Source organism: Actinoplanes cyaneus, from assembly GCF_016862095.1.
Taxonomy (GTDB): Bacteria; Actinomycetota; Actinomycetes; order Mycobacteriales; family Micromonosporaceae; genus Actinoplanes; species Actinoplanes cyaneus.
Map to the genome: position 1 here is coordinate 176,126 of NZ_BOMH01000036.1, position 25,836 is coordinate 201,961.

Sequence of the window (25,836 nt, forward strand, 5' to 3'; positions counted from 1 at the left end):
AGGCCGGGTTTCCGAGGTGGTTGGTCGACTTTGCGTCAGGATGCGTCGCAGTACGGCAATCTGCTCTGCCGTGAGCGGCGGTGCCCCGGCCACGGCGATGTCAACGAGGCGCTGGGTCTCGGGATCGAGAGGACTTCTCACGCGGCCCGCCAACGAGTACCGCGCCGGGCGTTGCGCCGGCTCATCATGACCACCTCCTCAAGCTCGGACATAGCGGCGATCTTGGCGGCGAGAATCGTGTGAACCGCAACGAACTCCTCTATGTGAGCAAGCGTCATACCGATCGTGCGGCCGCGCCGAAAATGGGTGAGACGTCGGGCCCTGCAGTCATCGCGAAGCTGCCCGAGGCTCGCTCCGGTCAGCTCAGCTACCTCCGCAAGCGTGTAAACCCGGACCCGTGCGAGCGGCAGTGAAGGCTCAAGCATCGGCATGCGTGCAGTCACCGATGGTCAACGATCGCCCCGCCGATCCGACTCAGCCATGGTGGCACGGGCGCCGGTGCCGCAGCTCAGGCGCCTGCCGTGATCTGCCGGTTGCCACCTGCCGTAAGTGAAGGCGTTTCCTCCACCGCACGATAGGGAGCTACCGACATGGCAAGCCCGGTTCCGTTCAAGATCTGCCGTTGTAAGGACCCCGACACAGGCAGAGCGCTCCTGCGTCACTGCCCCAAGCTGCGCCGGCCCAACCGGTCTTTCAGCCCCACCCACGGGCAATGGGCTTACCAGTTCGAACTGCCCCCGACCAGCGACGGCAAGCGCCGCCAGCTGCGGCCGAGCACCGGCTTCGCCGACCGTCAGGACGCCCAAGCCGAGATCGACCAGGTCGCGCTGCTGCACAGCCTCGCCGGCCGAGACAAGAGACAGCGGACCGCGATCGGCGACCTCATCCAAACCAGCCGCCACACCACCGGCGTCCTACCCGACACCGACACCGACACCGTCCGTCGGCGGTTGCGCGCCGGCGACCCGCTCGCCGACACACCCACACTCGCCGAGTACCTGAACGACTGGATCACGGTCATCGAGGTCGACGACAACACCCGCCGGACCTACGCCAGCCACATCGCCACCCACCTGATCCCCGTCCTCGGCGGCGTGCCACTCGACCAGCTACGCCCGCAGCACATCTACACCCTCATCCGCGCCATCAACGAACGCAACGACACCCTGCTCGCCCAGCAGAACAGCCCCGACCCCGCCGTCCGGCGCAGCGCCGCCGGACGGCGCCCCACTGGCCCGGCGACCCGCTCCCGATCCGCGCCACCCTGCGCAAAGCCTTCAACGACGCCCTGCTGCACGGCATCGTCACCGGCATCCCCAATCCGGCCGCCCTGGTCAAGACCGCGAACCCGAGGTCGCGGCCGATCGTCTGGGAACCCGAACGCGTGCAGCGGTGGCTAGCCACCGGCGAGGTCCCCGGCCCGGTCATGGTCTGGACCGACGACCTGCTCGCCGACTTCCTCGAGTACACCGCCGTCGCAGCGCCCGACCTGCACCCGGTGCTGCACCTAATGGCCTACCGCGGCACCCGCCGCGGCGAGGCCATCGGGCTGCTCGACGCCGAGGTCCGCCTCCGCAAGGCCGAGATCGGCATCGTCAACCAGATCGCCACCCACGGCGGCGGCCGCCTCCAGCACAAGAAACCCAAAAGCGAGGCCGGGAACCGCGACGTCATCCTGGACCTCGACACCGTCGACGTGCTCACCGCCTACCGCACCGAACGAACGAGGTGGCAACTGGCCGCCGGCGCCGCGTGGCCGGACACCGGCCTGTTCTTCGTCCGCCCCGACGGCCGGGCCTGGCACCCCAACTCGGTCTCCCAGCGCTTCCGCCGGCTCATCCGACGCGGTGGCTTCCCGCCCATCCGCCTGCACGACCTACGCCACGGCGCCGCCACCATCGCCCTGGAAGCCGGCGTCGACATCAAGGTCGTCTCCGAACAACTCGGCCACTCCACCACCACCCTGACCCGCGACACCTACCAGAGCGTCACCAAGAACCTGCACCACGACGCCGCCGACGCCGTTGCCGACCGCATCAGAGCCAAACGGCGCGCCGCCGCCTGAGCCGACGGCGGCCGCGGAGTCCGACCGTCCGGCGCTTCCCCCACGTCGGCGCGATCTCGCAAACTGTCACCGGGGAGGCCACGCTATGCCAAGCAAATATCACGCGTTGATCGTCGTGCTGAGCACGGCCGCCGGCCGCGGCCAGAAGGAGGTGGACCTCGGCTTCGACGAGATCGCCACCTTGGTCCAAGGCCTGCCGCCCTCCGCAAGGCTGCGACAGTGGTGGGCCAACGCCGGCCACCCTCAGGCCCACGCGTGGCGCACCGCCGGATACCGGGTGCAGCCGGTGTACCTGGACCGGCGTCGGGTTCGCTTCAGTCGTCTCTCGGCACCCCTGGCCACCGACCGCCGCGACCTCACACCGCCCGCGTCGGCACCGGCGCGGGAGCTCCCGGTGGGGCCACCGGTGACGTCCGGGTCCGGCTGCGGTGGGCCGTCGCCGGGGCCGTGGTGCTCGACGGCGCTGGCACGCCGGCGTTTCCCCGCGTGGTCGCGTCGCACGGTCTCTACCGGCTCACGTTCACCGGACCACCGGACCGGGTGTAAATCGGTGAGAGCGAGAACCTGCACCGTCGGTTGTCCGGCAACTACCGCAACCCCGGACCCAGCCAGCAGATGAGCACCCCGATCAACGTCCTGCTGCGCGGGCACCTCGGCAGTGGCCGGGCAGTCGCGTTGGCAACGGCGACGTCCGCCACCATCGTGATCGGCGACGACGAGCAGCAGCTGGACCTGTCCGCCAAGGCTGGCCGGTTGCTGGCCGAGAGCGCCGCCGTCGTGCATGCCCAGGTGGCCGGTCAGGCGCAGGTCGTGAATCTCGGATGAACGGCGCCCATGATCCGCAGCGACTTGCCACCCTGCTCGAGGCCCTGGGCGTCTACCGGGCTGCGCGCCAGCTCATGCTGGACGCGATGGGCCTGCCGGCGTCGAACCGGGATCCGCTGGCCAGATCAGCGAGAACCTGGTCCAGGCGTTGCTCGGCGGGGAGCTCGCGGTCAGCCGGGTGCAGGCGCACTGGGACCTGACGCTGCACGGCGGTGACAAGGTGCAGGTGAAGTACCTCGCCAACCCGGCCAGCGGCTGGGTCAACGAGCACACCGTGCACGCACATCCCGAGGTCGCGTACTACGCGCTGGTGCTATTCGAGGCGTTCACCGTGACCGGCGTGCTGGTCCTGCCCATCGCGCAGCTCAGCGCGGTCCATGCCGAACTGGGCAAACGGCACTCGCGGGGCGAGGGCGAGCTGCAGCTGACCCGGCGCAACTGGCAGACGATCCTCGACGATCCCGAGCGGTTCCGCGCGCATGGGGTGCGGATCTGGCCACCATAGACGGGCCAACTGTGCGCGGAATGCCGCTTGTGGTGCGTCGACCATGCCTCGTGCATTGCGCCTGACTCAGGCGGCACTGGCGGCGTTCAGTCTGATCCCGGCTGGTCTGCCGGTGCGCTGACGGGCATACGAAGCGATCCGCGAGAATCGAGAAGAGCAATGAGGCGCTCACCGTCCGTGCCATCCTGAACATCTCGGCGTGGCGCAAAAAGCTATTACCGCGGTGAACGAACAAGCGGCATAATATAATATGATGCCACCTATGTCATCGAGGCGTAGGGGCTAGGTACTTGGACGTCGAAGCGGGACCAGGGTCCCCAGAAAAGAGATTCGCCGCCCTGCCGCAAGCGGCGGGAAGCAAGTCTAGGGTCGTCGGCCCGGGTAACGCCCCGACGAGGTACCTGAGCCCCCTGCGCTATCCGGGAGCCAAAAGTGCCCTGGTGCGCCGCATAAAAGAAATTATGAGCGCGAATGCCCTGCGGCCGGCCGTGTTTTTGGAACCCTTCGCCGGTGGTGCAGCGACCACCCTGCGGCTCTTGGTCGACGGAGTCGTTCCGCATGCGTTGATCGCCGATGCTGACCCACTGGTTAGCAACTTCTGGATCGCAGCGGCGAAGCGGCCTGAATGGCTCGTAGAAAGAATGCTTGATGAACCGGTAACACTGGAACGATGGGACTACTGGCGTGGTTACAGCGCCTCGTCGCCTGATGATCCTGAGCTCGCAGTTAAATGCTTGTTTCTCAATCGAACAACATTCTCAGGAATTCTGCACGGCCGGGCGGGCCCTATCGGAGGCCGAAAGCAAGAGTCAGAATATAAAATCAACTGCAGATTCAACAAGCCGGCGCTTGCGGAGAGAATCCGCCTAGTTGGAAGCCTATACGAATCAGGAAAACTTTTAGATGTTTGGCGGCAAGACTGGAAGGCGACGTTCGAGAAATTCGCGAGCACGTACGGCAAGTATGGGTCAGATGATGTCGTCTCTTATCTGGATCCACCGTACGTAGACAAGGCTGCGAGACTTTATACCACTGCATTCGGCGACTTCGACCATAAGCAGCTCGCCGAATATTTGAACACTTCACCGAAGTATCGCTGGGTACTGTCGTACGACGATCACCCCGACATCAGAGAGCTATACGGCAGTGCCACGATAAAGCCAGAAGACTCCACAGCGCCGAGGTGGCGTATACAGCGACGGCTCGTGCAACTCCTGTACTCCGCTAGCGGCAGCACCGGTAGAGGCCTCAAGTCCGAGCTGATCATCTCCACTTTGCCGAAATTCCCGGCCGGAGAAGACTTCAAGGACCTGTGAGCACTACTGTTCCGCTTCTCGGAGGCTAGATGCACTTAGGGGGCAAGCGGCTAGAACGGCGATCGGTAGCGAATCTGCGAGTTTTTGGGAAGGCCTATCCCCTTTTGCGCCATCGCGCGCAGAACTGAATGCCCAACGCCAAGTGGGAGCGACGCGGCATTGTGAGCCAGCGCAACAGGGATGAGAGCGTTGGGGTACAGCCGGGTCCTCACCTTGTCGAGAACCTCGCAGATGACCCTGAGTGTCGGGTAGCTGGACAAGTCCTCTGAGCCGTCGCCTCGGTAAGGCAGGATCCCGGATTTCGGCGGAACAGTGATAACGAGCGGATCACCGGAAGATGTGCGATAAATGAAACGACGCCCATAGAACTCGTCGACTCCGTAAGCATGGTTCTCCGGCCGGCCCGTAATTTTATTGATGTACTTCGTGGTCAAGTGCATCACGTGGTTCACCGGAATGAGATCCTTGATGAGGTCCGCATGTTCAACAAATCGTCCGGACTTCTCGATTCCGACCAGCAGCGGCAGCGTTAGACCTTTCTGGACTCCCCACTCGTACAGTGCGGCGTTATACTCCGTCAGTCGCCGCTTGAGAGGTGCCACAGCGCCGAACAGCGCCAGCGGTCCGTCGGTGATAAATATGGTTCGGCGGAGAATTTCTTCTGCGTCGTCGTATTCGGAGACGAAAGAGTCCATGTAGCCGAGAGTCATGAGTCGCTCGGCCATCACCATGGCGCGGGTCATCGATGTCTGATTCGACCCTTCTTCGACGTACTCGTCGTGCGTGCGGAGTACGTCGCCTAAGTACAAGTCCGCCTTGCATTTGGGGCAGGAGCCGCCATCGCGTGTCACCCGGGGCTCGGTGCCGGCGATGAACTTAGTCGCACAGGAGGGACAAACCCGGACAGGAGCGTCCTTGGCCGGGCTTGCTGGCCGGCCGTGCATGATGAGTAGCGCATCGGCCAGCGTGAGGTCCGGGATCTCCGGGTTGTCGATGCTTCGGTTATCGATAGTGCTTTCCCGCAGGAACCTGTCGATCTCGACTCGCCAAGTTCCTCGTCCACTATTTCCGGGAAGAACCAGACCGGAGCCAGGGAGGGCCGCATCAAAGGCGTACGACTCATATGAACGGCGAAGCTCGATGGGATTAATGGTTCCATTCGAGCGGCTTGACTTCAGCTTATTGATGTCCAGCAACGAGCCGGCAACCCGAATATAGCCGACCTTGATCGTTGGATACTCCCTGGTGGCCTCTACCTCTGAATCTGAGCCGTCAACTGTGATAGCCATGGTGACGTCCGCGCCGCCATTAACCTCCGGCAGCGCCTCGACAGGGACACACAGAGAGGTGACCGACGTTTTATCCTGAGGCTTTGCCTGGGCTACTGTCCATCGTTGGAAAGCGGCCTTCACTGCGGCGCTGTTTACGGTAGGAACATGGCCCAGACGGGAAGCGCGTTCCGTTGGGTACGGCACTATTCCCGTCCCTCCGACGGTCCTGCTGCCAGCGGCGTGAGCCCTGCCGCTATACGAGCTTGATTGATCATGTCGTGATCGAACCGGGCAATCTGGATCGGAACGATGTACTTACCCGAGTACGTCTTCATTCGAACGAAACCCACGTCTTCGCAGCGACGTAGGCTCTCGGCCCAAGTCTTGTAGTCGTAGTAGTGAGACAGCTCGCGGGTCTCGTTGTCCGAGTTCAGATGGGCGACGAGCCAGTTGGAAGTGTTGGAGAGGATACGCTGGTCGACGCTCGTAACCTCCTGGGTGGCGTAGACGAGGCCGATGTCGTACTTAGCAGCTTCCTTAGAGAGGCGAACCCAAGGATTAGAGGATGTCTCTTTGGATCCTCGTTCGAAGAGGTTGTGCGCTTCTTCGACTACTACCTGGAGGCGGACATTATCGTCGTCGTTGCGGAAGCGGGCGTTTGCCTGATTGAGGATGTGATTGACAATATTCTCGGAGATGATCCGGGGAGCGTCGCCGGCACCGTAGGACAGGTCAACGATAGACAATCTGCCGTTGGTCATGTCGTCCCATACCTGTTCCTCAACGCGCTGCTGTGAGTTAGCGGTGTGGAATTCCGTCAACGTTCGGATCGCAGCCTTGACGCTTGCCCTACTAAGTACCTCTGCGATAAACCCGAAGGGGCGGACGTCTTTTTCGTTCTTGCTGGAAGTGTTCCAGCTTCCCTTCTTCGCCATGAACAGTGTGACGGCTCGGGCCGCCTGCGGAGTGCGGATCTTGTAGTAAGTTCCCCCGCCGGGCGGGCGTGAGATCATTCCCCGGTGGCGTTGATCACTCTCGAATTCGTCACAGTCCTGCTTCGACCACACGAATTCGATCTCGGGACCCGTTTGTGAGGCACTGGAATCGGAGAAGGAATCAGCGCGAAACTCGCACAGGCTGAGCAGGCCATAGAATCCGAGCCTTGCGCGGCTCCAGGCGGCCCACTCAGATGGGCTCGTGCGGGGTGGCTCTTCCCAGTTGATCGAAGTAAAGTTTTTCACATAGGCATACGAGCCATACTGCTCTAATACCGAGCTGTTGACGAACGACGCCGCCACATCGAAGTATGCGAGATCGAAAAAGTTCATACCCAGTGGCCGGATCTGCGGATCGCTGTTGTCGGCGCCGAATCGGTAGATGCGAACGGTCGCTTCGTCGCCTAGGCGGCGTAGCCCGGTTCCATCCTGCTTGTTCACGTTGGCATATTCGCCTTGAGGGTCGAAGATGACCTGGCCAATACGCTGGCCGCGAACGGACGCGTAGCGATGAATGGCAGTGACGAGTGTCTTGATCGTATTCGATTTTCCAGTCCTCGTCATACCAAAAACGGCTGTCTTCCGGGAAACGAAGTCGCTGATATGTACTCGCACTGCTGCCTGATCGGTGCCGGAGACCGCCGACCGCCGGCGAGTCGAGGAGAAGCGGACGACACCCAGCGGTAGTTCGTCTTCGCCGCCGGTGTCGGGAAAAGAAGCCAACCACGACAGAACCTCAGAGCTAGGCAGGAACACCTCGTAACGTGCAGCAGAGGTGACGTTGTCGATGTCGGCACCGAACTCGAGCGGCCCGCCGTTCGCGGGAGCGTAGAACGTCCCGAGCACCTCACAGTCGAAAGCCGACTGCTGCAGCTCGTCAAGTGTCAGATCGTCGGTTACAGCGTCAAAGGTCTGCTGGCTGTTGGTCGCGTCGCGTACCACCGCAAGCCGCGTCTGGACCAGGTCTGCCTCATGCGGCAGTGGCGCAGTCCCTCGCACTCTGAGGAGAATCATCTCCTCGTCGTCGAGGGTGAATCCTTCACCGGTGGCCTTTCCCGCGACGGCGAGCAGGTAGCAGCCCAATGGAACTCCGCCGGCCTCGCCCTTCCGGTGATCGTCGGTCAGTACCAGGGCCCGGGAATAGTCGAGCTGGTAGATCCCGCCGATGGGCGAACAGCCCTTATTGATGAGAGATGCGAGCGGGCTCATACTCTTCGCCCTATTCGCGGCCCGCTGCAAGAGACTCACCACAAGACGCCCTTCGTCGAAAAACCTGCTGACCAGCTAGCTCAAAAGCTGCAGAGAGGATGCTCTGCTGTGAGCCCCGAGCCACGCGAGAGAGCGTAACCATCGCCACCGGCAGCCAGCTCTTGCCGAGTGCTCCAAGCCCGGCGGCTACTTCCGGAGATCGAATGCACAGGAACAAGCTCCGCTCATCGATTGCGATCGAGAACCCTCATCGAGGCGCTGATTGTAGCGGCGTGGTTGCTGTTCGGAGGTAGGTCGCTTCAGGGGAAAGGGCGTGTTGGTATATATTGCCCGAAAGGTGATTTTAGTCCGTTTTTCGAATGGCGTGCTGTTGGGCGTGCGGTCGATCTGTGGCACGCCGCCATCAACGTCGCTAGTCGGATCATCATTGAAAGGGTCTCGCCGATAATAATTGCATCGCAGAGCGGAGGTTCGGCCTGATGCGAAGCTACGGGAGGCTGATCACTGCCGTTCAGCAGAGGGCGGATCTGAGGTTAGGATGCCGCCATCGCTTGAGCAGCGCTCCAGTCATCCGCATACTTGTCAGACGGCTACCTGAAGTCGTCTTAGTCAAATGCTTCGACTAGGTGTTTCGCTTTTGGCTCGGCCAGATCTCATGATGAGGATCCCACCACAAGGCGAAGAAGAAGCGGTCTTGGCGGAATCCGTAAAGACGCCCGGGACCGTCGATCCGAAGCCTGGCGATCCTGGTCTGGTCATCGAACCTCAGTTCGACGAGGCGGGCGCGAGCCTTATCATTCGGGAGGTCCGGAACATTGTATTCTTTACCTAGCTCTCCGCCTGAAAAAACCTCGTTCGGATACATGGACTCGAGTTCGCGCAACTTTTTTAGAAGCCGGACTATCGTTGCGGACGGCGAGTTCACGAGGCACCAAGGCCCGTCGAAGTCGAAATACGTCCACCGTATCGCCAACTTTTCATCCGACGGAGGCAAGACGCTTGGCGGTCGACCTGCGGCTCCAGGGACCCGCTTGCCAGTTGGAACTTGGAGCGCTGCGGCACCCGGAACCTTCTTGTTCCGCGAACGATCTCGTCCCACAAGCGATACCCGCTAATTTTCCGCTGAAGTCAAACCATCGTAATACTCGGCGATCGAAGCCGGCGAAATCTCCGCCGTCCCAGGTTCCATGGGTGCCAGGCCGGCCGATCTTCGAGCCTCTACCCAAGGAGTCTCGCGGTGCGTGAGCTCGCTCAGCTCATGCGCGCCCTTGGTCCCATAAAACTCAAGCACGGCGTCGATGCTTTCCTTCTCGCCGGAATCTAGCTCATCTGCATCGCCAGGAATGTCGCTGGACGATACGGTGAACTTTCCTCTATGCACTCGGTAGAGGCTCGGCGCGACAGGGCCGTTAGCCCACGCTTCAATTCTATCGTCGAAAAGCGGTCGGCTCTCCCACACCATGTGCCACGACTGCGCGTAATAACAAAGCTTCTGCAACTTCATCGCGCTCATAGGGCCAGCCTTATCCAAGATGTAGGCTGCCACGTCCAGCACCTCGGCCACGGTTCCCCCTTCCCCGCATGAGATGACGACGGCCGCCGCGACCGAAGTCGTCGAACTTCTTGGTGGTTGCATTAAAGGCCGTGCCCCGCCGGTCCTGGCTGTCCTGTTGCCAGTATGCCTCAACCCACCCCGCCAGAGCAGCCGCGATCCCGCCCAATCGCAGTGCGGGGGCAAGTTGGGCGTCTGCGCCCCAGGGCCGGGAAGTCGGTGACTGGGTGGTCGTTGCGAGTGGGGCGAAGCGGAAGGGTATCCGGGCGCCTTCGGCGACGGCAGGTCCACCGCCGATGTCGGCCAGCAGGAACCATGCTGGCCGACAGGAGAGACAGGCGCGTTGAGAAGGGTTGAGAAGGGCGGTGTCCGACGTCGATTGCTCCGTGACCAGCCGCGGGTGAGCACACCGTGGCGACCACCAGGGTTGCCGCATCGTGTAAAGGCAGCTCAATATCCTGTTGCCTTAGCCGGGTAGCAACAGCCTATCTTGGAGTGGCGCCGCGGAACCTTCCAGCGGCCACGACGTCGGCGTCCGAGGCCGTCGCCTGCGATACTGATCTGGAGGCATGGTGGCTGCACCCTGGCCAATCGAGGAACGCGATTTGAGCGAGCTTGACCTCGACCTCCAGAATGTCCGGATTCCGGGTGGCGAGCTCGACGAGTCCGCGATCGCAAACTATCTCGTCGAAGCGGCCGACCTTCTGGAGCTGATACAAGACATTCTCCGTGACGGCTATCTAGACAATGAGCTGCCGGTCGTAGTAGTCGAACGCGGGCGATACGTCGTACTAGAAGCAAACCGACGAGCCGCCGCTCTCAAAGCGATCCTTAAGCCGGCGCTACTCGGCAAGTCGGCCCTCAAGGTCGAGCGCCTACTGGAACGTTATCCCCAGGCCGAGCCGCTATCCCGGGTGCGTGTGATGGTCGCGCCGTCCCGGGCGGCGGCGCAGCCCCTGCTAGCCCGACTCCACACGCGCAACCCGAAGAAGGCCTGGCTTCGTGAGCAGCAGGCCGTCTTCTACCACGCTCAGCTGTCCGCGAACGTTTCCGTCAATGATTTGAAGTTGCTCTATCCTAGCGAAGCAAAGTCTATTGTCGGCTTCATTCGTATGGGAGAGATGCGTGAACTAATCCGTGGCATCCGATACGACGATCACGAACTCGGCGAATTCGTACAAGAAAGCCGTTTGAAGATGACGGCGTTTGAGTATGCATACGACTTGCCGAAAGTTCAGCAGGCGCTCGGCCTCTCGTTCAACAAGGATGGACTGCTTGCCTCCAAACGGCTGTCAGCGGGGCAACGCCGTGGCTTGCAGTACTTGCTGGGGCGCTTCAAGGCTAGGACGCTCAACACGCGCTCGGCGGAACTACAGAGGGCCAAGCCCGAGCACGAAACGTTTGCGAAGGAGCTGGCCCGCATCGTCGCCGGCAATAACGACGATGCGGCCGACATCCTGCTGAGCGAGTCCTCGCCAGCTGCGAATACGTCTGACGGCCGACAGCGTGGAGCCGAAGTCACTGGCGGCGAACGACTGGAAGCTCCCACCACAGCCGGTCGCCCCGATCCGTCAACCAGCGGTGCGGTTGGCCAGGCTGCCGCTGGCAAGCCCGGTAAGCCAGATCGGACTGAACCGGCAAGTCCTAGCCCACGTGGCCCCAACCGCGGCGACACTCGTTCAAGGCTAGACATGGAAGGATTCGAATACAAGGGATCTTCGTCTGGCCTGCGGCGCCGCTTCGAAGAGCTGAAGCGCCTAGACCTCCGAGACTTTCCGAACGCCGCGTACGACCTGCTGCGCACGGTGCTCGAATGTTCAATCAAAGACCACTTCGTGACAGCACGCCAAAACCGGCTGGCCGGTAGGAATCTCGCATTTTGCGTCACCGAACTCGCCAAGGCCTATCAGAGTGACGCCCGCATGACGGCGCTGATCAATACAATTAATCGCAGGGGTGCCCTGCCTGCAGCGCAGTTTGCCGGCACCACGTCCGCGCTCAATGTAGGAAACCACGAGCCCGACGCGTTCGCCAGCAGTGCAGATGTTCACGAAGCCTGGGATCGAATCAAACCCATCCTGATTGAGATCGTCGGCAAATAGAAGCATGCGAAGGTATTAACCCGCCTCATGTCCCCAATGAACCTTTGGCCGCGAATCTGCAAGAAAGCTGACCGTGGCAGACCGTTATTCCTTCACGGGATTGTGTGGGCTCCATCCGTCCAAGTGCGGGCGTAAGTCCTCCGTGCTCGGCTCCATGGCGAAGTTAATAGTTGCGAGGGCGGGCGTGCCGACAGTGGGATCGATGTTGTCGGCCCTGGCGCGTGCCCAGGCCAGCCAGGCGTTGAGCTCACCTCTATAAGCCGTTTGATCAGCAGCGGCATGTTCGAGGGCGTTGCAGAACTCCCGCATGTTGACGGCCTTCTGCCACTGCTTCATCGCGGTGTTGAACGTCGTCCTGCGGTGCTCCTCGATGGCGAGTCGACGGGCGTTCGTGATGGCGTGCTCCCACCGAGTCCTGCGCTCGGCATCGCGGCGGCGTCGTTCCTCGGATGCCCGGTGTTCAGCGAGTCGCGTTGCGGCCTGGCGTTCCTGCTCGCGCTTCCGGAAAGCCGCAGCAACCTGCTGCTGCTCTTCGACGGCCTTGATGATGCCGGCGACGATGCGGCTAGCCTGCTGTTCCAAACTCCTGGTCGGGGTATCGCGCCAGGTGAGGCGCCGGTCGGACTGATACTTGCTGACCTCGAGCCGGAGTCGGCCGGTGGGAACGCTGTCGAATTCCGGGATGTGTGCCCAGGGTCGCAATCGTTTTGTTCGCCGTTCCTCGACGGTAAGTACATGGGGCACCTGGTCGTACTCCTCGATGAAGTCGAGCGAGCGCCGGGTACTACCGAATTTGACGTACGGTTTGGGAGCCTTCGTGGTGAGGTTGATGCCGACGCGGCATCTCCCTGCTGACCCGGCGTCGTTGATCGCCTTGAGCACCGCGAGCACCCGCGGGACCGATTCGGGTGCTACCCGCAGGTTGGTGGGGTCCTGTTCGAGGGCGCTGTAATCGGCGGACGCTGTGGCGCGATCGTCGCCTTGGCCGAGCCGTAGCCGATTCCAATCGGTGTCGTAGGGCTGCGCTGCCGAATACAGGCAGATGACGAGGTCACCGGTGTTGCGGCCGGTGTGCCGCAGGTCGTACCCGTCCGGCACGAGTTTGTGCTGTTTGGCAGCGTGGATGGCACGTCGATAACTCGCCCGGCTATCGGCGTCCGGGCCCGGCACGACCACGGTGCCGCCACTGGTCTGGAGCCGCTCGATCAGCACGGTCGCTTCCTGGATCAGTGCTGACTGCGCCGTCGGCCGCCGGCCACGTCCTTCGGGAGCCGCCGGCGTCGCAGGGCCCTCCCAAGGGGCACTGCTCGCTGCGTCAGTCGGCTCCGGATAGCGGCCGTTGCCGAGGTAGTAGCGGCCGCGTTCGGTCAGGGCCGCGGACCACCGGCCGCTCCGACGTGACACCATGACCAGGCGGCGACCCTGCAACGCCCGCGCGGTGAGCTTCGCGCCTTCGCCGGGCATCTCCGCCTCGGGACATCCGGCCCCCACCCAACGCAGCACCTCGACCTGATGCGACTTCAGTGGCGCCGTGATGTCGACCATCGGCTAGTTATATCGAGCCACTCCCTGTCGGCATAGGCCCTCGTCATCCGATGGGCGTAAGCCATCGGTTGATGTCAGAGTTGTCCTGTACACCCGGGTCACAATGCTTCGCGCAGGTCGGCATCCGAAGGGGATTCAGGTGGCGTTCGATGCATCGCGGTACGTCGTCGGCGACGAATGGGCCTACCGGCTGCGAGACACGGCACCCTCCGAACGCGTGCGCATCAAGGCTGTCACACCGAAAAAGACCACCGCGAGCATCGAGGTGGAGTTCCCCGACGACAGCTACCGCGTACAAATCGTGCCATCGTCGCGGCTGAGAGTCCGATGGGCAGATGTCGAGGCGTACGACGCTCAGCAAGCGAGTTGGCAGCGCATCGCGGACTTCGACCTTGACTCAGTCGAGCGCAGCGCAGTCCTCACCGTCTACTCCGTTCTCATCCCGGAGGAGGTGGCGGAGCTGGACTGGCGCCCGGTCGAAGACGCAACGATCATCAAAGACGTCGGAGCGTTGGACGACATCCTCCAGGCGCCCGCCGAGGAGATCCTCAGCAAGGTCCCCTGGTTCACCACAGACGACGGCACAGTTGCCTCACCCGCCGGCACGCTCCTGATCGCAGAGATCGCCTGCCGTGCTCACTCGCACACGATCCTGCAGTACGTGATCGAGGAGGAGGCTAAGGTCCGACATAAGTGCAAACACGGCGGCCCCCATCCCTTCCGCAAGGGCGAACATTCCAGTCCGGAATGGGAGTACGAGTGGTACCGCAAGTACGTCCGCCCCGAGCACGAGCTGCTACGGCAATGGTGCGGCCATCGCGCCGTTGCCGCCCACGAACGCCTCACGGCCGCCGAAGCGGAGAATCACCGCCTCGATCTACTCGTCGTACAACTCATCAAGGCGCTCGACCTTGCCGGCGACACCACGCGGGCGGAGCAATTCGCCGAAGAACATGAACGAGACCGGATAACCCCCTACCTCGCCCGCCCCGTCATCGACCGTCCGCTGCACTGGTCCGAGATACCCGTGCGCGAGGTCAAGGTCTACCGGCGGCGTCACTGGTAGAACCGGCGGACACAGTCGTTCATCCCCGACACACCTGTACGGCACAGCACGCCAGCCGCCACGCCCACGGACCAGGAGTCTGGAACCGACTGGCATGGGTAGGTCAGACAGGTCATGGCTGCGAGCGTCGCTCGATAGTCTCCCAGGATGGGTGCGCTCGGCCGGCTGATGGCTCAGGAGAACACCGCGAGTGACCTGCTCGCGTACCTCGTCGAACTCGATCCGATTCCGCTCGCCGAGGTACTGAGCCTGCCCGCGGGGGAGTACACCGCGCTGCGCGAGGCGAGAGCCGGTGGGCGCCGTAGCCGCCTCGATCTGCTGGTCTGTCGGGTGGGTACCGCTGAGCCCGTCGCGATACTGGAATTGAAAGGTGCTTCGGGCGAGCACGGAGATCAGCTCGAGCGGTATGCAGAGTGGGCCGCAAACCTGGCCGAAGCTCCCCGCCTTATGTACTGCACTCTCGACGGCGGAACCACTGGTGCGCCACCCGCACCATGGCAGCCGCTCAGTCTGATCGACTTGTTCGGCGCGTGGCAAAGCAGCGCACACCCGCATGCCGCCTGGCTCGCCGGCGAAATGACAAGCCTGCTCCAGCAGTGGGACCGCCAAGCGGACGGATTGATCGGCTCAGCCACCGGCTGGTACATCCCCGACCTGATCACCCGGCGTATCGCCGCTGCACTCGGAGACGAAGCGGAGGCACTGCGCACCAAAGCGGGCAACCCGATGCTGCTGGCATACCGCCGGCATCCCGGACACAACGACGCCTGGCTGGGCGTGGACCTGCGGTGCGAAGGCCGCGACCGTCCCGAACGCCCGTGGCTCTTCCGCCCCTACATCGAGGTCAGCTTCAACGACCCAACGCCACAGGCACAGACGACGGCCCGCCACCTCGCGGTCGATCTACACCACGCGATGACTCTCGACACGATCCAGCGAGTCGTGAAGAACTCGGCCGTATTGACCGCAAACAAGCACGGCGGGCTGATGGGTTTTCGTGACTTCGCACCGGTCTTCTATCACGACAAGCAAGTCCGCCTCGCCACCCAATTCAAGCTCGACGTCTGCTACGTCGACCGCCACCAAGTGGCCGACATGATCCGAGCTGTAATGGATCACCTCGACAGCGTTGCCGCCGAACTCCACGCGTGAAGCGGAACGAGACAGCTGCGGCGGACAGCCAGCAGTAGCTACCACGCGATCAGCGCCTCACCACGGGTTCAGGCGGGCACCTACAGTGCGGCGCCGGCGACCTACATGGGCGACGGCGGCGGGCATTCAGGCAAGGGTTTGCGTGGCGAGCACACTTCTTCGCTGTAGGCCTTCCCCGGAAGGAAGTCTGAAACCGGGCGGTCAAACGGCGGGCTTGACAAACGGCACGCGTTCGCGGTGTCAGGCGGTCCGGCGAAGCCGCGAATTCCACGATATGTGCATATCGTCTACCTCTGTGGGCAGAATGATCGGCTCACCCAGATGTTGGTACGGGGCAGATTTGAAAAACCCGGGATGAGCGTCCCACAACGCTGCGTAGAAATGCTGGAAGACGAACGCTACAAATCTATGGACATGCACTGGCGCGACGCAAGCTATTCGGCAGTCGACGGAGTTGAAGGTCAGATGCGCAATGGGGTGACCGATCCGCCCCGCTCGAGGGTCGAAGTCGAACCTTACCGGTGATCGCATGGAGATCGCATCGGTTGAGCGGTACATGTCGATGATTTCGTCGAGCGGGAGCCCTTCGGTGAGCAGGCTCTGATCGAAGTCCCAGGGACAGGGGATGTAGGCGAGCCGGTGGTAGCACACACGGCGTTCAGAGATCTCATACGAGATCTGTAGGAGGGAGCCGTCGAACAGTACACACGTGTATTGACCGTCGGTTACCCACCTCCGGTAGTCGTCGATGGTTGCGTGGCCGTGCCCGTCCAGGAAAGCGGCCGCCGGGTCGGTGGCGTGCCATGCTATCCGCCGGTCCGTCATGGAGAGCGGGTTGCAGTACAACGCGAGATCCGCTTCCAGGAGGAAGTCGGTCACGTTGGTGATCTGATCGGCCAGGAGTCGCGCCGAGAATCTCTCCGGGGCCATGGCGCTACTCGTCGAAGTCAGCCGCGTCTTCCTGGAGACTGCGAGCGAGTTGAGTGCGTAGCGCTGGGGGGATGTCGTAGAGGCCGAGTTCGCCCTTCTCCACGGCTTCGAGGAAGGTAGTGATCCCCTCGGTGGCCTTGCGGACCTTCTCCTCGTCGCGGACTGAGCGCCCTCGGTGGACGTGGCGCAGTCTTTGCAACTCGACGTCGGTGGGGACAGTGAACGACAGCCGGTACTGGTTGTCGATGATCTTCCGGGTCTCGTTGCAGATGGTGGTCATGTCGTCACCCCAGCCGGTGATCCGCACCCATGCCCGGCTGCGGGTGATGGCAGTGAAGATGGTGTTGCGTCGGCTGACCCGGTTGAATTGGGCTGCCCCGTATTGGGCGTCGAGGACGTACACCATCGGTGCCTCGTTGCCTTTGGCGCGGAAGATGTGCGCGATGGCCACCGAGTCTGGACGGAATACGGCATCCTGGCTGGTGGTCACACCAACCAGGTGACTTTTAATGTTTTTGCGGCGCAGTTCACGCATGATGCGGGGGCCGCGAGACTTGGATCGGTAGGTGTCAGGTAGGACGATCAGAATGTCGTCGAGTTCCAATTCGTCTTCAGTGATGTTGGTATGGATCTGTTCCGCGATCCACTGGTCTTGGCTGCTCTCGTCGTCGAATGAGCGGATAACAACGGCGTCTTCGGGGCGCAGGTACCGATCGAAATATTCAGGTGAACTGTCGGGCCGGCGGGCGAGGGTCACGGGTCCACCCGGCTGCAACGAACCGTTGATCACGTCGTAGCCGACGTCCTTCCACAATTTAGGATCGTCGGGGTGCTGCAGCAGGCCGTCGGGCTCGCGGTAGACGCCGATACCTAAAGCGTGCGCCGTGACCAAGGCCCACGGTGTATTGCGGTAGCACACAGGAAGCACGATGTCACGCCGCGGAGCATCTTCGGGCGCATCGAGGGAGATGACGCTGGCGCCGTCGGCGCCGGTTCCGAACAGTTCCTCGGTCGAGGGCATCGCTGCCTCAGAGAGCTTTTGGAATTCGTCGTAGCCCCAAACGATCCTTTTTGGGTCCTTTGTAAACAGGTAGACCAATTGGAAGAACTCAGGTGGAAGGTCCTGAGCTTCATCGATGAGGACCGCATCAAAGATCTGCCGTACGTTCTCGTTGCGAGCGATATCTAGCAGTTCCGCGCAGACGCCGCGGAAGGCGTCTTCCATCCCGTACTTTCCCCGGGCGTACGCGTAGTCTCGTGGCGTCTCGCCGAGCGCCATGGCGATCAGGCTGTAGATGCCTGTGCGGCCCGGTGACCCCCACGAGTGCATGATCCGAAGGTGTTCGAAATCGGGCTGATCGGCGGCGTGTTCAAAGGTGAACCGCGTGACGAGGTCGGCAATCTGTTGATACAGCGCCCGGGTGTGGAAGGTAACTGCGATATTCCAGTCGGGATGCTGAGCGTGCCAGTAGGCGGCCTTGAGTGCCAGGACCACCGTTTTGCCTGATCCCGCGAGTCCTCGGATGCGCTGCGGGCCCTCGGGGCTCTCGATCGCCGCGGCCTTTTGCCATCGGTCGAGGTTGGCGATTCCCTTCTCGATCTCTTTCAGCACCGCGCCGCGGCTGGAACTAGTGTTGACGCCTGCTCGTTTTTTGGCGGGTTTAATCGTGGCGACCCGCTGGAGTGCGGCCTCGAGGTTGTGTTTAACTTCCGGTTCGATGCCGTCGAGCCCAGCGACGAAGGAAGAGATCTCCGTAAAGTCGCCGTACCAGCCGTCGACGCCGTCGGGTGCGGCGACCGGTGCGGCGAACACCGTGGCTGTCTGAGGCTCTGCGGCCAGCTGCCGGCCTGAGCGAAGTCCTTCGTGACGGCGCAGGCTCGCTACCAGTGTGGAATAAAGCCGGTCCTGCGCGTCGACGTGACGCTTCCAGTCCTCGGCCGTGGTCGGCTGATCACCGGCGATGAGAAATGCGACAAGGCCGTGTTCTCTGCTCACCAGCAACGCGTCGACCTGAACCTTCTCGTCGGCAGTCGCTAAAACCGGGTAGGCCAGGTAGATAGTCCCGTCGGCGACTACGGGTTTCAGCGCTTGCGCGAGGCGGCGCGCGGACTCACGGTCGCGGCTCTCACCGTAAACGACGTCCAGGCTCACCAGGTCCTCCTGTAGCGAATGCTGCCTAAGCGATCAGGGTAGTGCAGGTCGTCAGGCATCCCGGCAGCTGTGGTCCTGGCGTCCTCGACCAGGTGACCGCGCCGACGGACACCGTTGCTTGGTGTGCCCGAGCGGGCTCGTGGGCAAGAAATGGGCGCTGCCGCAGCGTTTGGCGGGCAGGCGACGGTCGCCGTAACCGAGGGCTGTCTCTGCCGGTTGGTGGCAACGATCGCCTGGTCGGGAGTCGACGCCGGAGTGCGCTTGACTGGAACCACACCCGCCCTGGTGCGGAAGGGTCCGGCGGAAGCCCGGCCTGTTCGCTCGACAATCACCCCCGCAGGATCGCAGGGGGGTATGACATTTGCGTGCGGGCGCAGGAGGGCGGGCGTTGCCAACAGCGGCAAGGTCAGGCCGAATAGACCGGCACGGGCGACCCCGCGACTCAGGGAATCGGCCGAGACCGCGTACCTACAGATCCCGAAGTTCACCCGCACATGCTGCGAAACGCCTTCGTCATCACCATGCTCGCCGCCGGCGTCAGCCTCCGCGACGTCCAGCCCGCCGCTCGGCACGCCGACCAAACATCCGCTACGACGGGCCCACTAAGAACCTCGGCCGACACCCGAATTACATCCTTGCTGGCCTTCATGGCCCCGGAACGTAGTTGCGATCAGCACGCGACCGTGCCGATGAGAGTGCAGCACGCAGTGTTGAAGAAAGCGGCATTACTCCGGGTATCTCGGCCAGGGTCGGTTCGACCAATTAGATCATAGTAATCGATATTAAGGGTTCGGGGCGCCGTTGGCTCTAGGATCAAGTGGATCTGTATAGCGCCTGGAGTTCAGACAGTGGCCGACCCTACCGATTCCGAACACGGTGACGAAGCGACATCTCAGAACTGGGAGGCCTCCCCGCCGGATTTGCCAGAGGCAGTGCATCTATTGAACTCCACAGCGTCAGACTTTCTAAACCTCGGCGTTCGTAGGCGCTCGAAGATGGCGATTAATGTCGTACTGGATGGCATCCTTTTGATATTTTTCACGGCGTTTTCTTATGGGATGGACGCCTTACTGCATTACTTTGACCTGGAGGGTGTATCCGCAACTGCGCGAGATGCAATCTCAGTAATATTCGCGATTGGCACCATAGGGTTCGCTTTACTAATGATGATAGCGGACCTGATTGAGATCGCCAAGGAGCTGTTCGGGTGATGAGCGAAAGATCTTACCTGCTCAGACGACGCAAGCTAATCGTGGAGAGATACTCTCCGGCGACCGGTGAGGTTCGGAGGGGGATACCCGCCGACCTTCCTCCGGCCGATTTTGCCGCTGTCTTGCTGTGGCGAGTAATGGCCGGGTTGGCGGTCGGGGTCGCCGCGTCGGTTACGGGTGGTGCAATTTTCGTATTGGGGACTCATATTCCGCTCTCCGTTCTGGCTGCGATGCTGCTAGTGACGCTCTTAGTGGCAGCCGGAGCGATTCGTCAGCTATTGCTACGCGAGCGCCGCCGGGCGATGAAAACCATTATCAACGCCTATATTGAAGCTAGAAGATCAGAACGGCGGCGCTCGTCTGAACGCAGAAGTTCTCGCGGATCTGGATCAGGATTGGATCCCGATGATCCATCAAATTCGGGGTATATTGCGCCACCGTAAATCAGAACCCGAGGCCTGTGTCTTTATCTCACAGCACCTATCAGCTCAGAAGAGAAATCGCGCGAGTAATACCCTCTGGCCAACTGATCAGTGATGCATTCTATGCCCAACAGGTTTATTCTCTTGCCGCTGACTGGGCTACCAGCCGTGTATCGGGCAGTTCGCGGTCAGGCTTGTCAGGGTGAGCAGCGTCGGGTCCGGTGTTCCGGGCAGTATCGGAGGTAGCTGGTGTCTACGATCGCTGCTTCGCGGGGTGGGATTCTCCACCCCTTCCAGTGCCAGGTGTTGCATGGGGTGCATAGAGGCGCGCGGACGAACCCGTGCTCATGGCAGTGGTCCCAGATGTGCGCCCGCCGGATCAAGCACGAGGCGCAGAAAAACTCGTTGGCCTTGGGCCAGTTCTTTCGAGCTTTCAACCCGATCGCATATTGGATCAGTTCCAGCTCGCCGGTGTAGGGCTTGGCTGCCTCTTTCCACGATCCGGGCGGCAGGTGCATGCGGACGGAGCGTTTGCCTTCCTTGCGCTCGAAGACCTGGAAATCAGTGACAGGAATCCATCTTTGGCCTCCGAGCTGGCCATGGGTCTCGCCCAGGCACGAGCAGTCACAATCAGGTCCCTCGGCGGTCTGGCACAGCTCCCCGCACTTGCTCAGCTTCTTGCCGTCCTTGATCACCAGAACAGCTCCGAAGTTGTCGACACTGGCCCACACCACGTTCTGCAGGGAATGCCGGGCCAGCTCCCACCGGCCGTCAGGAAGCTGGATAGGGTGCCTCACCCGGCAGGTCCTGCGGAGCCACCGAGGCGGATCATCGAACTCAGGGAACTCGGCCTTGTAGTTGTCGCCAGCGATGCCACTGGTCTGGTCACTCTTGTCGGGAATCCAGACAAGAGCTGCTCCCTCCCGCCGAGCTGCGTCTATCCGGTCCCTCGATGACACCCCGACTCCTGACTTCTCACCCGGAGGGCGTTCCCGCCCTGCCCGACCTCGCAGGTTGACGCGAGTGCGGCTCAGACGGCGATGAACAGCTGAGGCAGATCAGCGATGACCTTGCGGGCCTCCACGTGGCGCTTGCGCCGGGCGACCTCCTCAGCGATGGCGGCGCGGTACTCGTCGAGCAGCTCGTTGTTGCTGGCGCCGTACTCGGCGATCTCGGCCTGCAACGAGTCCATGCAGATGTCCAGGTTCCTCTCCGCCTCCGGCAGGCCGCTGGAGTAGTTCCGGGCCCGGTCCCGGGCGCGCATCGCGCTCACGACTCGCCGGCCGGCTTCGGAAAGATCGGCTCGCACCGGCAGGGAGGGATCCTGGAGAAGGATGCCTCGCTTGGCCCGTTCACCCCGGTCGTAGCCCGACGGCTCCCTGGTGAGTTCGAAGAGCGGCAGTTCGCTGGTGAATAGCGAGGTGCTGCCGTGAAGCACGATGTCGCGCACGGCTGCGGTGATAAGTCGGTCACCCTCCTCAGGCCAGAACTCGTCGTGCACTGCTTGCGTGGGGACCATGCTGCGCAGCAGGTCGGCGTCGTGCTGCCAGACCACATGCCAGTGGCTGGGCAGGGCGGCACACTTGTCCGGGTGGTAGTTGACGACACCCCAGGGCTGGCCTGCCAGAGTGCCGTCGTAGCCGAGCAGTGGCTCTTCTCGTAGCTGCCGGAAGACGGCGAGGGTGACCTGCTTCCCGGAGACGGTCAGCGTCTTGATCTCCACCCGGGCGGTGGCGATCGCGGCATTGTGGACGGTTAGCGGCGGCTTCACCATCGACGACTCCCTCTCCCTAAGTATCGACAACATTACTTTGGGTCAATTGGGTGAGGGAGCCCGTTCTTTCTCCGAGTCGGCCGCCGTCCCGCATTGGGCCACTGCGGGTCGGGCCGGAACCTGCCGACTCGCGGTGGGCGGGATCGGCGGTCGGGCGGGGCAGCCATGACGCGACACGCGAAAGCAATAGCGGGAAAATTCGCGGAAAAATAAAGTACGTACGCTAGAGTCCTCATCGGAACGCAAGTTCAGTCTTTGGGGAGGGCTAGTTGAGCGAGGAATCGCCGGTGTCGGTGTGGGCGCGGTCGCACTTCGGAGATGACGCCGCGGCGGTGCGGCGCGGCCTGGTGGAAGGTCTTCATCATGCGCAACAGCGAGCCGTGTTGATCCAGGAGATGTCGGGTCTGCCGTCCAAGCAGCCGTACGGCGGAATGTGGCCCGGCACCTACAAAGCCCTGGAGGAGCAGCTCCTGGGCCTGGAGGGGGCTTACAAGTTCCGGCCGCCGAACGCCTCGTACAACCTGATGGTCGTCCGTGAGCGACTGCTGTTGCCGTTCAAGCTTGCCGACAATCTGAACGTGCCGGTGAAGCAGGCCCGCCTGGCTACGAAGATCGGCCTGAACCTGTCCCTGGCGCTGTCCGCGGCGCAGCCGCCGGACGACCTGCTCAGCCTTCTGGACGAGGACTTCGAATTCGATCCGGTCTCGGTGGTCAACGAGCTTATCCACCTGAGCCCCGCCACTAAGATCATCTACGTGCCCTATGTTGCTCACGCCGATGCTGGCCTGCTGAAGTCCTGGTGGGGCGAGGGCCTCATGCAGTCCGACGGCACCATCGCCTGGCTCGCCGACCAGCCGGAAGAGCTGCCGGCGGCTAAGGGCGCCACCGCTGAAACCCCGACCGGAACCGTCTCTGGTTTGACGAAGGTCGGCGGCTCCGGACGGGCCTTCGACGAGGGCGACATGCCGGCGCTCGACTTCCCCATGCACCCGCGGCCCATGACGGCACCGAAGGCTGAGCAGGAGCCGGAGACGGGAAAGCCCACCGCGAACAACGGCGATGCGTAAGCACGAACAACTCCGACTCATCACACCGGGTGCTGCCGCTGGTGGGACGGCAACACCCGGCGCCATCGCCGACGGATTCGATCCCGGCCGGCTCACCCAGGCCCGACAACTCGCGGCCATGACCAAGAGAGCACTCGCCGACAGAATCGGCGTCACCCCGGCCGCGATCGGGCAATACGAGCTGGGCCTCACCAAACCCCGACCCGAGCTGATCGGTCCGCTCGCCGAAGTCCTCGGCGTCCCCCCACAGTTCTTCCTCGGCGGCCGCCCTCACGCCCGCCTGGATGCCTCCATGGCACACTTCCGCAGTTTGCGGGCGACCCGGGCATATCAGCGGGCGAAGGCGATCTCGTTCACCGAACTGGCGTGGGAACTGACCTACGCGCTGGAGAAACGCGTCCAACTTCCCTGGATCGACCTGCCCGGCTTCGCTGGTGGCGAGGTGCACTCCGGCACCGAGCTACCACGCGACCCGGCCGCCGCCGCCCAAGCGCTGCGCGTTCACTGGGACCTCGGCACCGGGCCGATCAGTCACCTCGTTCGGCGGATGGAGGCCCACGGCATCGTCGCCGTCACGCCGCCAGCCGACGAAGACGCCACCACCGTCGACGCCTTCTCCACCTCACGCCTCCCGCGTCCCATCGCCGTCCTGACGCCCAACCGCGCGGACAACGTCTACCGCCACCGCTTCAGCGCAGCACACGAACTCGGTCACCTCGTACTCCACGGCGACACCGCCCCCGGAGACGTCCAACAGGAACGCGAAGCCGACACCTTCGCTGCCGAGTTCCTCACACCCCGCAACAGCATCCTGCCAGCCCTTCCCGGCCGCGCCGACCTCGGCAAACTCGTCGAACTGCAACGCGAGTGGGGAGTGTCGGTAAAGTCCCTGCTCTACCGATGCCGAGAGCTCGGCCTTCTCTCGGACTCCGCCTCCAGCCGCGCTCATCAACGACTACATCTTTTGGCAGATCAACCCGGCTTCCGCGCCGACCCCGCATCCGCCTACCCAGGCGAACAACCGGCCATGCTCAGCAGAGCCTTTGACCTAGCCTCCGACAACGGTCTGACGATGCAGGCGCTCGCCGAAGAGCTCGCGTGGCCGCTGCCCTGGGTGAGGATGTTGCTCGGCGTAGCCGATCAACGGCCGGTTCTAAAGCTGGTGCGGGGCTAGATCAGATGCTTGCTATCCGGGTGGCTGTCAGTGACAGACTCGGGCGTAGAGGCAGGGTTGTCGCCCGGGGTGCTGCCTGCCGTGGTGATCCGTCGGTGATCGAATGTCGCCTCGACTGCGGCGTCGACGCTATCCGCGCGGCGGAATTGGCCTCATGGTCTGGCCTAACCAGCCCCGCCCGGTCGTGTTCTACGGAGGGTGATGACGGTGCCGGGTGATCCGTGGGTGATCGGATGTCGGCGACCGCCAGCAGGCCGACCCCACCGCGGCTCTGCCGATCTGGACGTGGGCAAACCAACCCTGCCCACGCTGCCACGCCCCGGCCGAGCGCCCATGCCGCACTACCTCGGGACGACCGAGCACCAACATCCATGCCACGCGCTGGCAAGACCTCTCCAGTCAATATTGGTGAACCATTCGCCCGCCGCCGCAGTGAGTTCGCGGGACTCGTTCAGCCGAGCCGACCGGTGTACTAAATCGGGCCACAGATGTAGGAGCCGAGGTGCCGCACGAGGAGCCGGGCGACTCCGCCGAGGCTGGATTGTTGGATGACCAACAGCTCGGCCGCCTGTTCGAGAAGGCTTCGTCCATGAAATACGTCGGCATCCAGGCGGTTGGTACTGCGGGTGGTGATCCGCCGGTGATCGGATGTCGCCGTGGCGAGCGTCAACCAGCGGCAGTCCCGTCAATAGGGCAATGGATTTGGGCCCTGACCAGCGCTCCTGGGCGGCCACTACGCAGTGTTATGGCGGCACGTGGTGATCCGTGGGTGATCGGATGTCGACGACCGTTTCAGCACGGGCGCGGCAAAACCAGCATGCTCGAGCTGCGGCGATCGGTGCAGGAGACGAGTCAATCATGGGATCGGCCCCGACCTGCGGAAACGCAAAGTCCCACTGAGCTGGTAATATGCCTTTGATAACGGCTTTGAGTGCGCACGTTGCAGAGTGTGCTCGCGACCACTAGTCATCTGACTGCGGATCAGAAGGTTAGGGGTTCGAGTCCCTTCGGGCGCACAAAAGATCAAGGCCGTGACCTGCGGAAACAAGGGTCACGGCCTTTTTGCGTCCCATATTCAATCCATGAAATCCCACTTGGTGGGAGCATGGTGATCGGATGGTGATCGCGTGTCGCAAACGTGTTCCGTCCGTAGTGGAATCCGGGGTTGAGCAGGACTTTGCTCCGCGAAGCACGGCCGGACCTAAACCCCGTACCGATTACTGTGGGTGACACCCGGTGGTGTTTGTTGTCCCGGTCAGGTTGCCGGCGGGCCGCGCATGCGGTGCCTGGCGCCGGGTGAGCCGTCTGCGGGTGCTGGGGCAGTGCCGCCGCTGCGGTCGAGCGTGTCCGGCGGTGACGGCGGCCGCCATGGATTCAGATGCCGGGAAGCCGGCGTTACCGCAGTGTGGTGATGGCCGCGGAAGACAGCAGACAACCCGTCCGGCTGTGCCGGACATCCGGTTCACGAGCTGCCCGGGAAAGTCTGCGCCGGAACCAGCGCCA

The 25,836-nt window shown here is 62.7% G+C and carries 22 protein-coding genes and 1 tRNA gene; 14 read left to right on the forward strand and 9 right to left on the reverse strand.

Going from position 1 to position 25,836, the window contains the following annotated elements; translation table 11 throughout:
- Positions 1-137: 137 nt before the first annotated feature.
- Positions 138-431 carry a hypothetical protein gene (locus Acy02nite_RS23280; RefSeq protein WP_203743869.1) on the reverse strand — a complete coding sequence of 98 codons (294 nt, stop codon included), beginning with the start codon at positions 429-431 and terminating at the stop codon, positions 138-140.
- Between the two features lie 159 nt (positions 432-590).
- Between Acy02nite_RS23280 and Acy02nite_RS46625 the strand changes: the two genes are divergently transcribed.
- The 6 genes from Acy02nite_RS46625 to Acy02nite_RS23300 all read left to right on the forward strand — a co-directional run bounded on the left by Acy02nite_RS46625 (position 591) and on the right by Acy02nite_RS23300 (position 4,711).
- Positions 591-1,400: a tyrosine-type recombinase/integrase gene (locus Acy02nite_RS46625; protein ID WP_239175115.1), complete on the forward strand. Its 810-nt coding sequence runs from the start codon at positions 591-593 to the stop codon at positions 1,398-1,400.
- Positions 1,385-2,065, forward strand: a complete 681-nt coding sequence (locus Acy02nite_RS46630) for a site-specific integrase (RefSeq protein ID WP_239175117.1) — start codon at positions 1,385-1,387, stop codon at positions 2,063-2,065. The genes Acy02nite_RS46625 and Acy02nite_RS46630 overlap by 16 nt, the downstream gene beginning before the upstream one ends.
- 85 nt (positions 2,066-2,150) lie before the next feature.
- Complete coding sequence (locus Acy02nite_RS47755) at positions 2,151-2,684, forward strand: DUF7662 domain-containing protein (protein ID WP_425548064.1); 534 nt, start codon at positions 2,151-2,153, stop codon at positions 2,682-2,684.
- The gene (locus Acy02nite_RS23290) at positions 2,681-2,890 is read left to right on the forward strand and encodes a hypothetical protein (RefSeq protein WP_203743871.1); all 210 of its coding nucleotides are present in this window, start codon (positions 2,681-2,683) and stop codon (positions 2,888-2,890) included. The genes Acy02nite_RS47755 and Acy02nite_RS23290 overlap by 4 nt, the downstream gene beginning before the upstream one ends.
- Positions 2,891-3,038: 148 nt before the next feature.
- The gene (locus Acy02nite_RS23295; RefSeq protein ID WP_203743873.1) at positions 3,039-3,395 is read left to right on the forward strand and encodes a hypothetical protein; all 357 of its coding nucleotides are present in this window, start codon (positions 3,039-3,041) and stop codon (positions 3,393-3,395) included.
- 290 nt (positions 3,396-3,685) lie between these two features.
- Positions 3,686-4,711: a DNA adenine methylase gene (locus Acy02nite_RS23300; protein WP_203743875.1), complete on the forward strand. Its 1,026-nt coding sequence runs from the start codon at positions 3,686-3,688 to the stop codon at positions 4,709-4,711.
- 50 nt (positions 4,712-4,761) lie between these two features.
- Here the strand turns inward: Acy02nite_RS23300 and Acy02nite_RS23305 are convergent, their stop codons facing one another.
- The 3 genes from Acy02nite_RS23305 to Acy02nite_RS23315 all read right to left on the reverse strand — a co-directional run bounded on the left by Acy02nite_RS23305 (position 4,762) and on the right by Acy02nite_RS23315 (position 9,750).
- Entirely contained in the window at positions 4,762-6,123 is a 1,362-nt protein-coding gene (locus tag Acy02nite_RS23305; RefSeq protein ID WP_203743877.1) for a hypothetical protein, read from the reverse strand.
- Between the two features lie 62 nt (positions 6,124-6,185).
- Entirely contained in the window at positions 6,186-8,186 is a 2,001-nt protein-coding gene (locus tag Acy02nite_RS23310) for a helicase HerA domain-containing protein (protein ID WP_203743879.1), read from the reverse strand.
- A gap of 1,111 nt (positions 8,187-9,297) precedes the next feature.
- On the reverse strand, positions 9,298-9,750 hold the full coding sequence (locus Acy02nite_RS23315) for a Panacea domain-containing protein (protein ID WP_203743881.1): 453 nt from the start codon (positions 9,748-9,750) through the stop codon (positions 9,298-9,300).
- A 593-nt stretch (positions 9,751-10,343) separates the two neighbouring features.
- On the opposite strand from Acy02nite_RS23315, the gene Acy02nite_RS23320 reads away from it, so the two are divergent.
- On the forward strand, positions 10,344-11,840 hold the full coding sequence (locus Acy02nite_RS23320; protein ID WP_203743883.1) for a hypothetical protein: 1,497 nt from the start codon (positions 10,344-10,346) through the stop codon (positions 11,838-11,840).
- An 84-nt stretch (positions 11,841-11,924) separates the two neighbouring features.
- Here Acy02nite_RS23320 and Acy02nite_RS23325 read toward each other — a convergent pair whose 3' ends face one another.
- The gene (locus Acy02nite_RS23325; protein WP_203743885.1) at positions 11,925-13,385 is read right to left on the reverse strand and encodes a hypothetical protein; all 1,461 of its coding nucleotides are present in this window, start codon (positions 13,383-13,385) and stop codon (positions 11,925-11,927) included.
- Between the two features lie 139 nt (positions 13,386-13,524).
- Between Acy02nite_RS23325 and Acy02nite_RS23330 the strand changes: the two genes are divergently transcribed.
- Entirely contained in the window at positions 13,525-14,451 is a 927-nt protein-coding gene (locus Acy02nite_RS23330) for a hypothetical protein (protein ID WP_203743887.1), read from the forward strand.
- A 147-nt stretch (positions 14,452-14,598) separates the two neighbouring features.
- Entirely contained in the window at positions 14,599-15,603 is a 1,005-nt protein-coding gene (locus Acy02nite_RS23335) for a PDDEXK family nuclease (RefSeq protein ID WP_203743889.1), read from the forward strand.
- Between the two features lie 240 nt (positions 15,604-15,843).
- Here Acy02nite_RS23335 and Acy02nite_RS23340 read toward each other — a convergent pair whose 3' ends face one another.
- Positions 15,844-16,533 (reverse strand): DUF2290 domain-containing protein, encoded by a 690-nt coding sequence (locus Acy02nite_RS23340; RefSeq protein ID WP_203743891.1) that lies wholly within the window; start codon positions 16,531-16,533, stop codon positions 15,844-15,846.
- A 4-nt stretch (positions 16,534-16,537) separates the two neighbouring features.
- Positions 16,538-18,685 carry a DEAD/DEAH box helicase gene (locus Acy02nite_RS23345; RefSeq protein ID WP_203743893.1) on the reverse strand — a complete coding sequence of 716 codons (2,148 nt, stop codon included), beginning with the start codon at positions 18,683-18,685 and terminating at the stop codon, positions 16,538-16,540.
- 848 nt (positions 18,686-19,533) lie between these two features.
- On the opposite strand from Acy02nite_RS23345, the gene Acy02nite_RS23350 reads away from it, so the two are divergent.
- Positions 19,534-19,896 carry a hypothetical protein gene (locus Acy02nite_RS23350; protein WP_203743895.1) on the forward strand — a complete coding sequence of 121 codons (363 nt, stop codon included), beginning with the start codon at positions 19,534-19,536 and terminating at the stop codon, positions 19,894-19,896.
- A gap of 619 nt (positions 19,897-20,515) precedes the next feature.
- Here Acy02nite_RS23350 and Acy02nite_RS23355 read toward each other — a convergent pair.
- Both Acy02nite_RS23355 and Acy02nite_RS23360 read right to left on the reverse strand, forming a co-directional pair.
- A complete protein-coding gene (locus Acy02nite_RS23355) occupies positions 20,516-21,277 on the reverse strand; it encodes an endonuclease domain-containing protein (protein WP_203743897.1) in 762 nt (253 codons plus the stop codon).
- A 71-nt stretch (positions 21,278-21,348) separates the two neighbouring features.
- Positions 21,349-22,092, reverse strand: coding sequence for a hypothetical protein (locus Acy02nite_RS23360; protein WP_203743899.1), 744 nt, complete (start codon positions 22,090-22,092; stop codon positions 21,349-21,351).
- A 269-nt stretch (positions 22,093-22,361) separates the two neighbouring features.
- On the opposite strand from Acy02nite_RS23360, the gene Acy02nite_RS23365 reads away from it, so the two are divergent.
- The 4 genes from Acy02nite_RS23365 to Acy02nite_RS23375 all read left to right on the forward strand — a co-directional run bounded on the left by Acy02nite_RS23365 (position 22,362) and on the right by Acy02nite_RS23375 (position 25,349).
- Entirely contained in the window at positions 22,362-23,159 is a 798-nt protein-coding gene (locus tag Acy02nite_RS23365) for a hypothetical protein (RefSeq protein WP_203743901.1), read from the forward strand.
- Entirely contained in the window at positions 23,152-24,333 is a 1,182-nt protein-coding gene (locus Acy02nite_RS23370) for a helix-turn-helix domain-containing protein (RefSeq protein ID WP_203743903.1), read from the forward strand. The genes Acy02nite_RS23365 and Acy02nite_RS23370 overlap by 8 nt, the downstream gene beginning before the upstream one ends.
- Positions 24,334-24,610: 277 nt before the next feature.
- Complete coding sequence (locus Acy02nite_RS47760) at positions 24,611-24,745, forward strand: zinc finger domain-containing protein (RefSeq protein ID WP_425548068.1); 135 nt, start codon at positions 24,611-24,613, stop codon at positions 24,743-24,745.
- Between the two features lie 537 nt (positions 24,746-25,282).
- A tRNA-Arg gene (locus Acy02nite_RS23375) sits at positions 25,283-25,349 on the forward strand.
- The last annotated feature ends 487 nt before the right edge of the window (positions 25,350-25,836 follow it).

What these genes read in the sequence shown, in the direction of transcription:
- Acy02nite_RS23280 (WP_203743869.1), bottom strand. Translation starts at nt 431, where the DNA reads ATGCCGATGCTTGAGCCTTCACTGCCGCTCGCACGGGTCCGGGTTTAC.
- Acy02nite_RS23340 (WP_203743891.1), bottom strand. Translation starts at nt 16,533, where the DNA reads ATGGCCCCGGAGAGATTCTCGGCGCGACTCCTGGCCGATCAGATCACC.
- Acy02nite_RS23335 (WP_203743889.1), top strand. Translation starts at nt 14,599, where the DNA reads ATGGGTGCGCTCGGCCGGCTGATGGCTCAGGAGAACACCGCGAGTGAC.
- Acy02nite_RS23360 (WP_203743899.1), bottom strand. Translation starts at nt 22,092, where the DNA reads ATGGTGAAGCCGCCGCTAACCGTCCACAATGCCGCGATCGCCACCGCC.
- Acy02nite_RS23325 (WP_203743885.1), bottom strand. Translation starts at nt 13,385, where the DNA reads ATGGTCGACATCACGGCGCCACTGAAGTCGCATCAGGTCGAGGTGCTG.
- Acy02nite_RS23370 (WP_203743903.1), top strand. Translation starts at nt 23,152, where the DNA reads ATGCGTAAGCACGAACAACTCCGACTCATCACACCGGGTGCTGCCGCT.
- Acy02nite_RS47755 (WP_425548064.1), top strand. Translation starts at nt 2,151, where the DNA reads ATGCCAAGCAAATATCACGCGTTGATCGTCGTGCTGAGCACGGCCGCC.
- Acy02nite_RS23310 (WP_203743879.1), bottom strand. Translation starts at nt 8,186, where the DNA reads ATGAGCCCGCTCGCATCTCTCATCAATAAGGGCTGTTCGCCCATCGGC.
- Acy02nite_RS23290 (WP_203743871.1), top strand. Translation starts at nt 2,681, where the DNA reads ATGAGCACCCCGATCAACGTCCTGCTGCGCGGGCACCTCGGCAGTGGC.
- Acy02nite_RS46625 (WP_239175115.1), top strand. Translation starts at nt 591, where the DNA reads ATGGCAAGCCCGGTTCCGTTCAAGATCTGCCGTTGTAAGGACCCCGAC.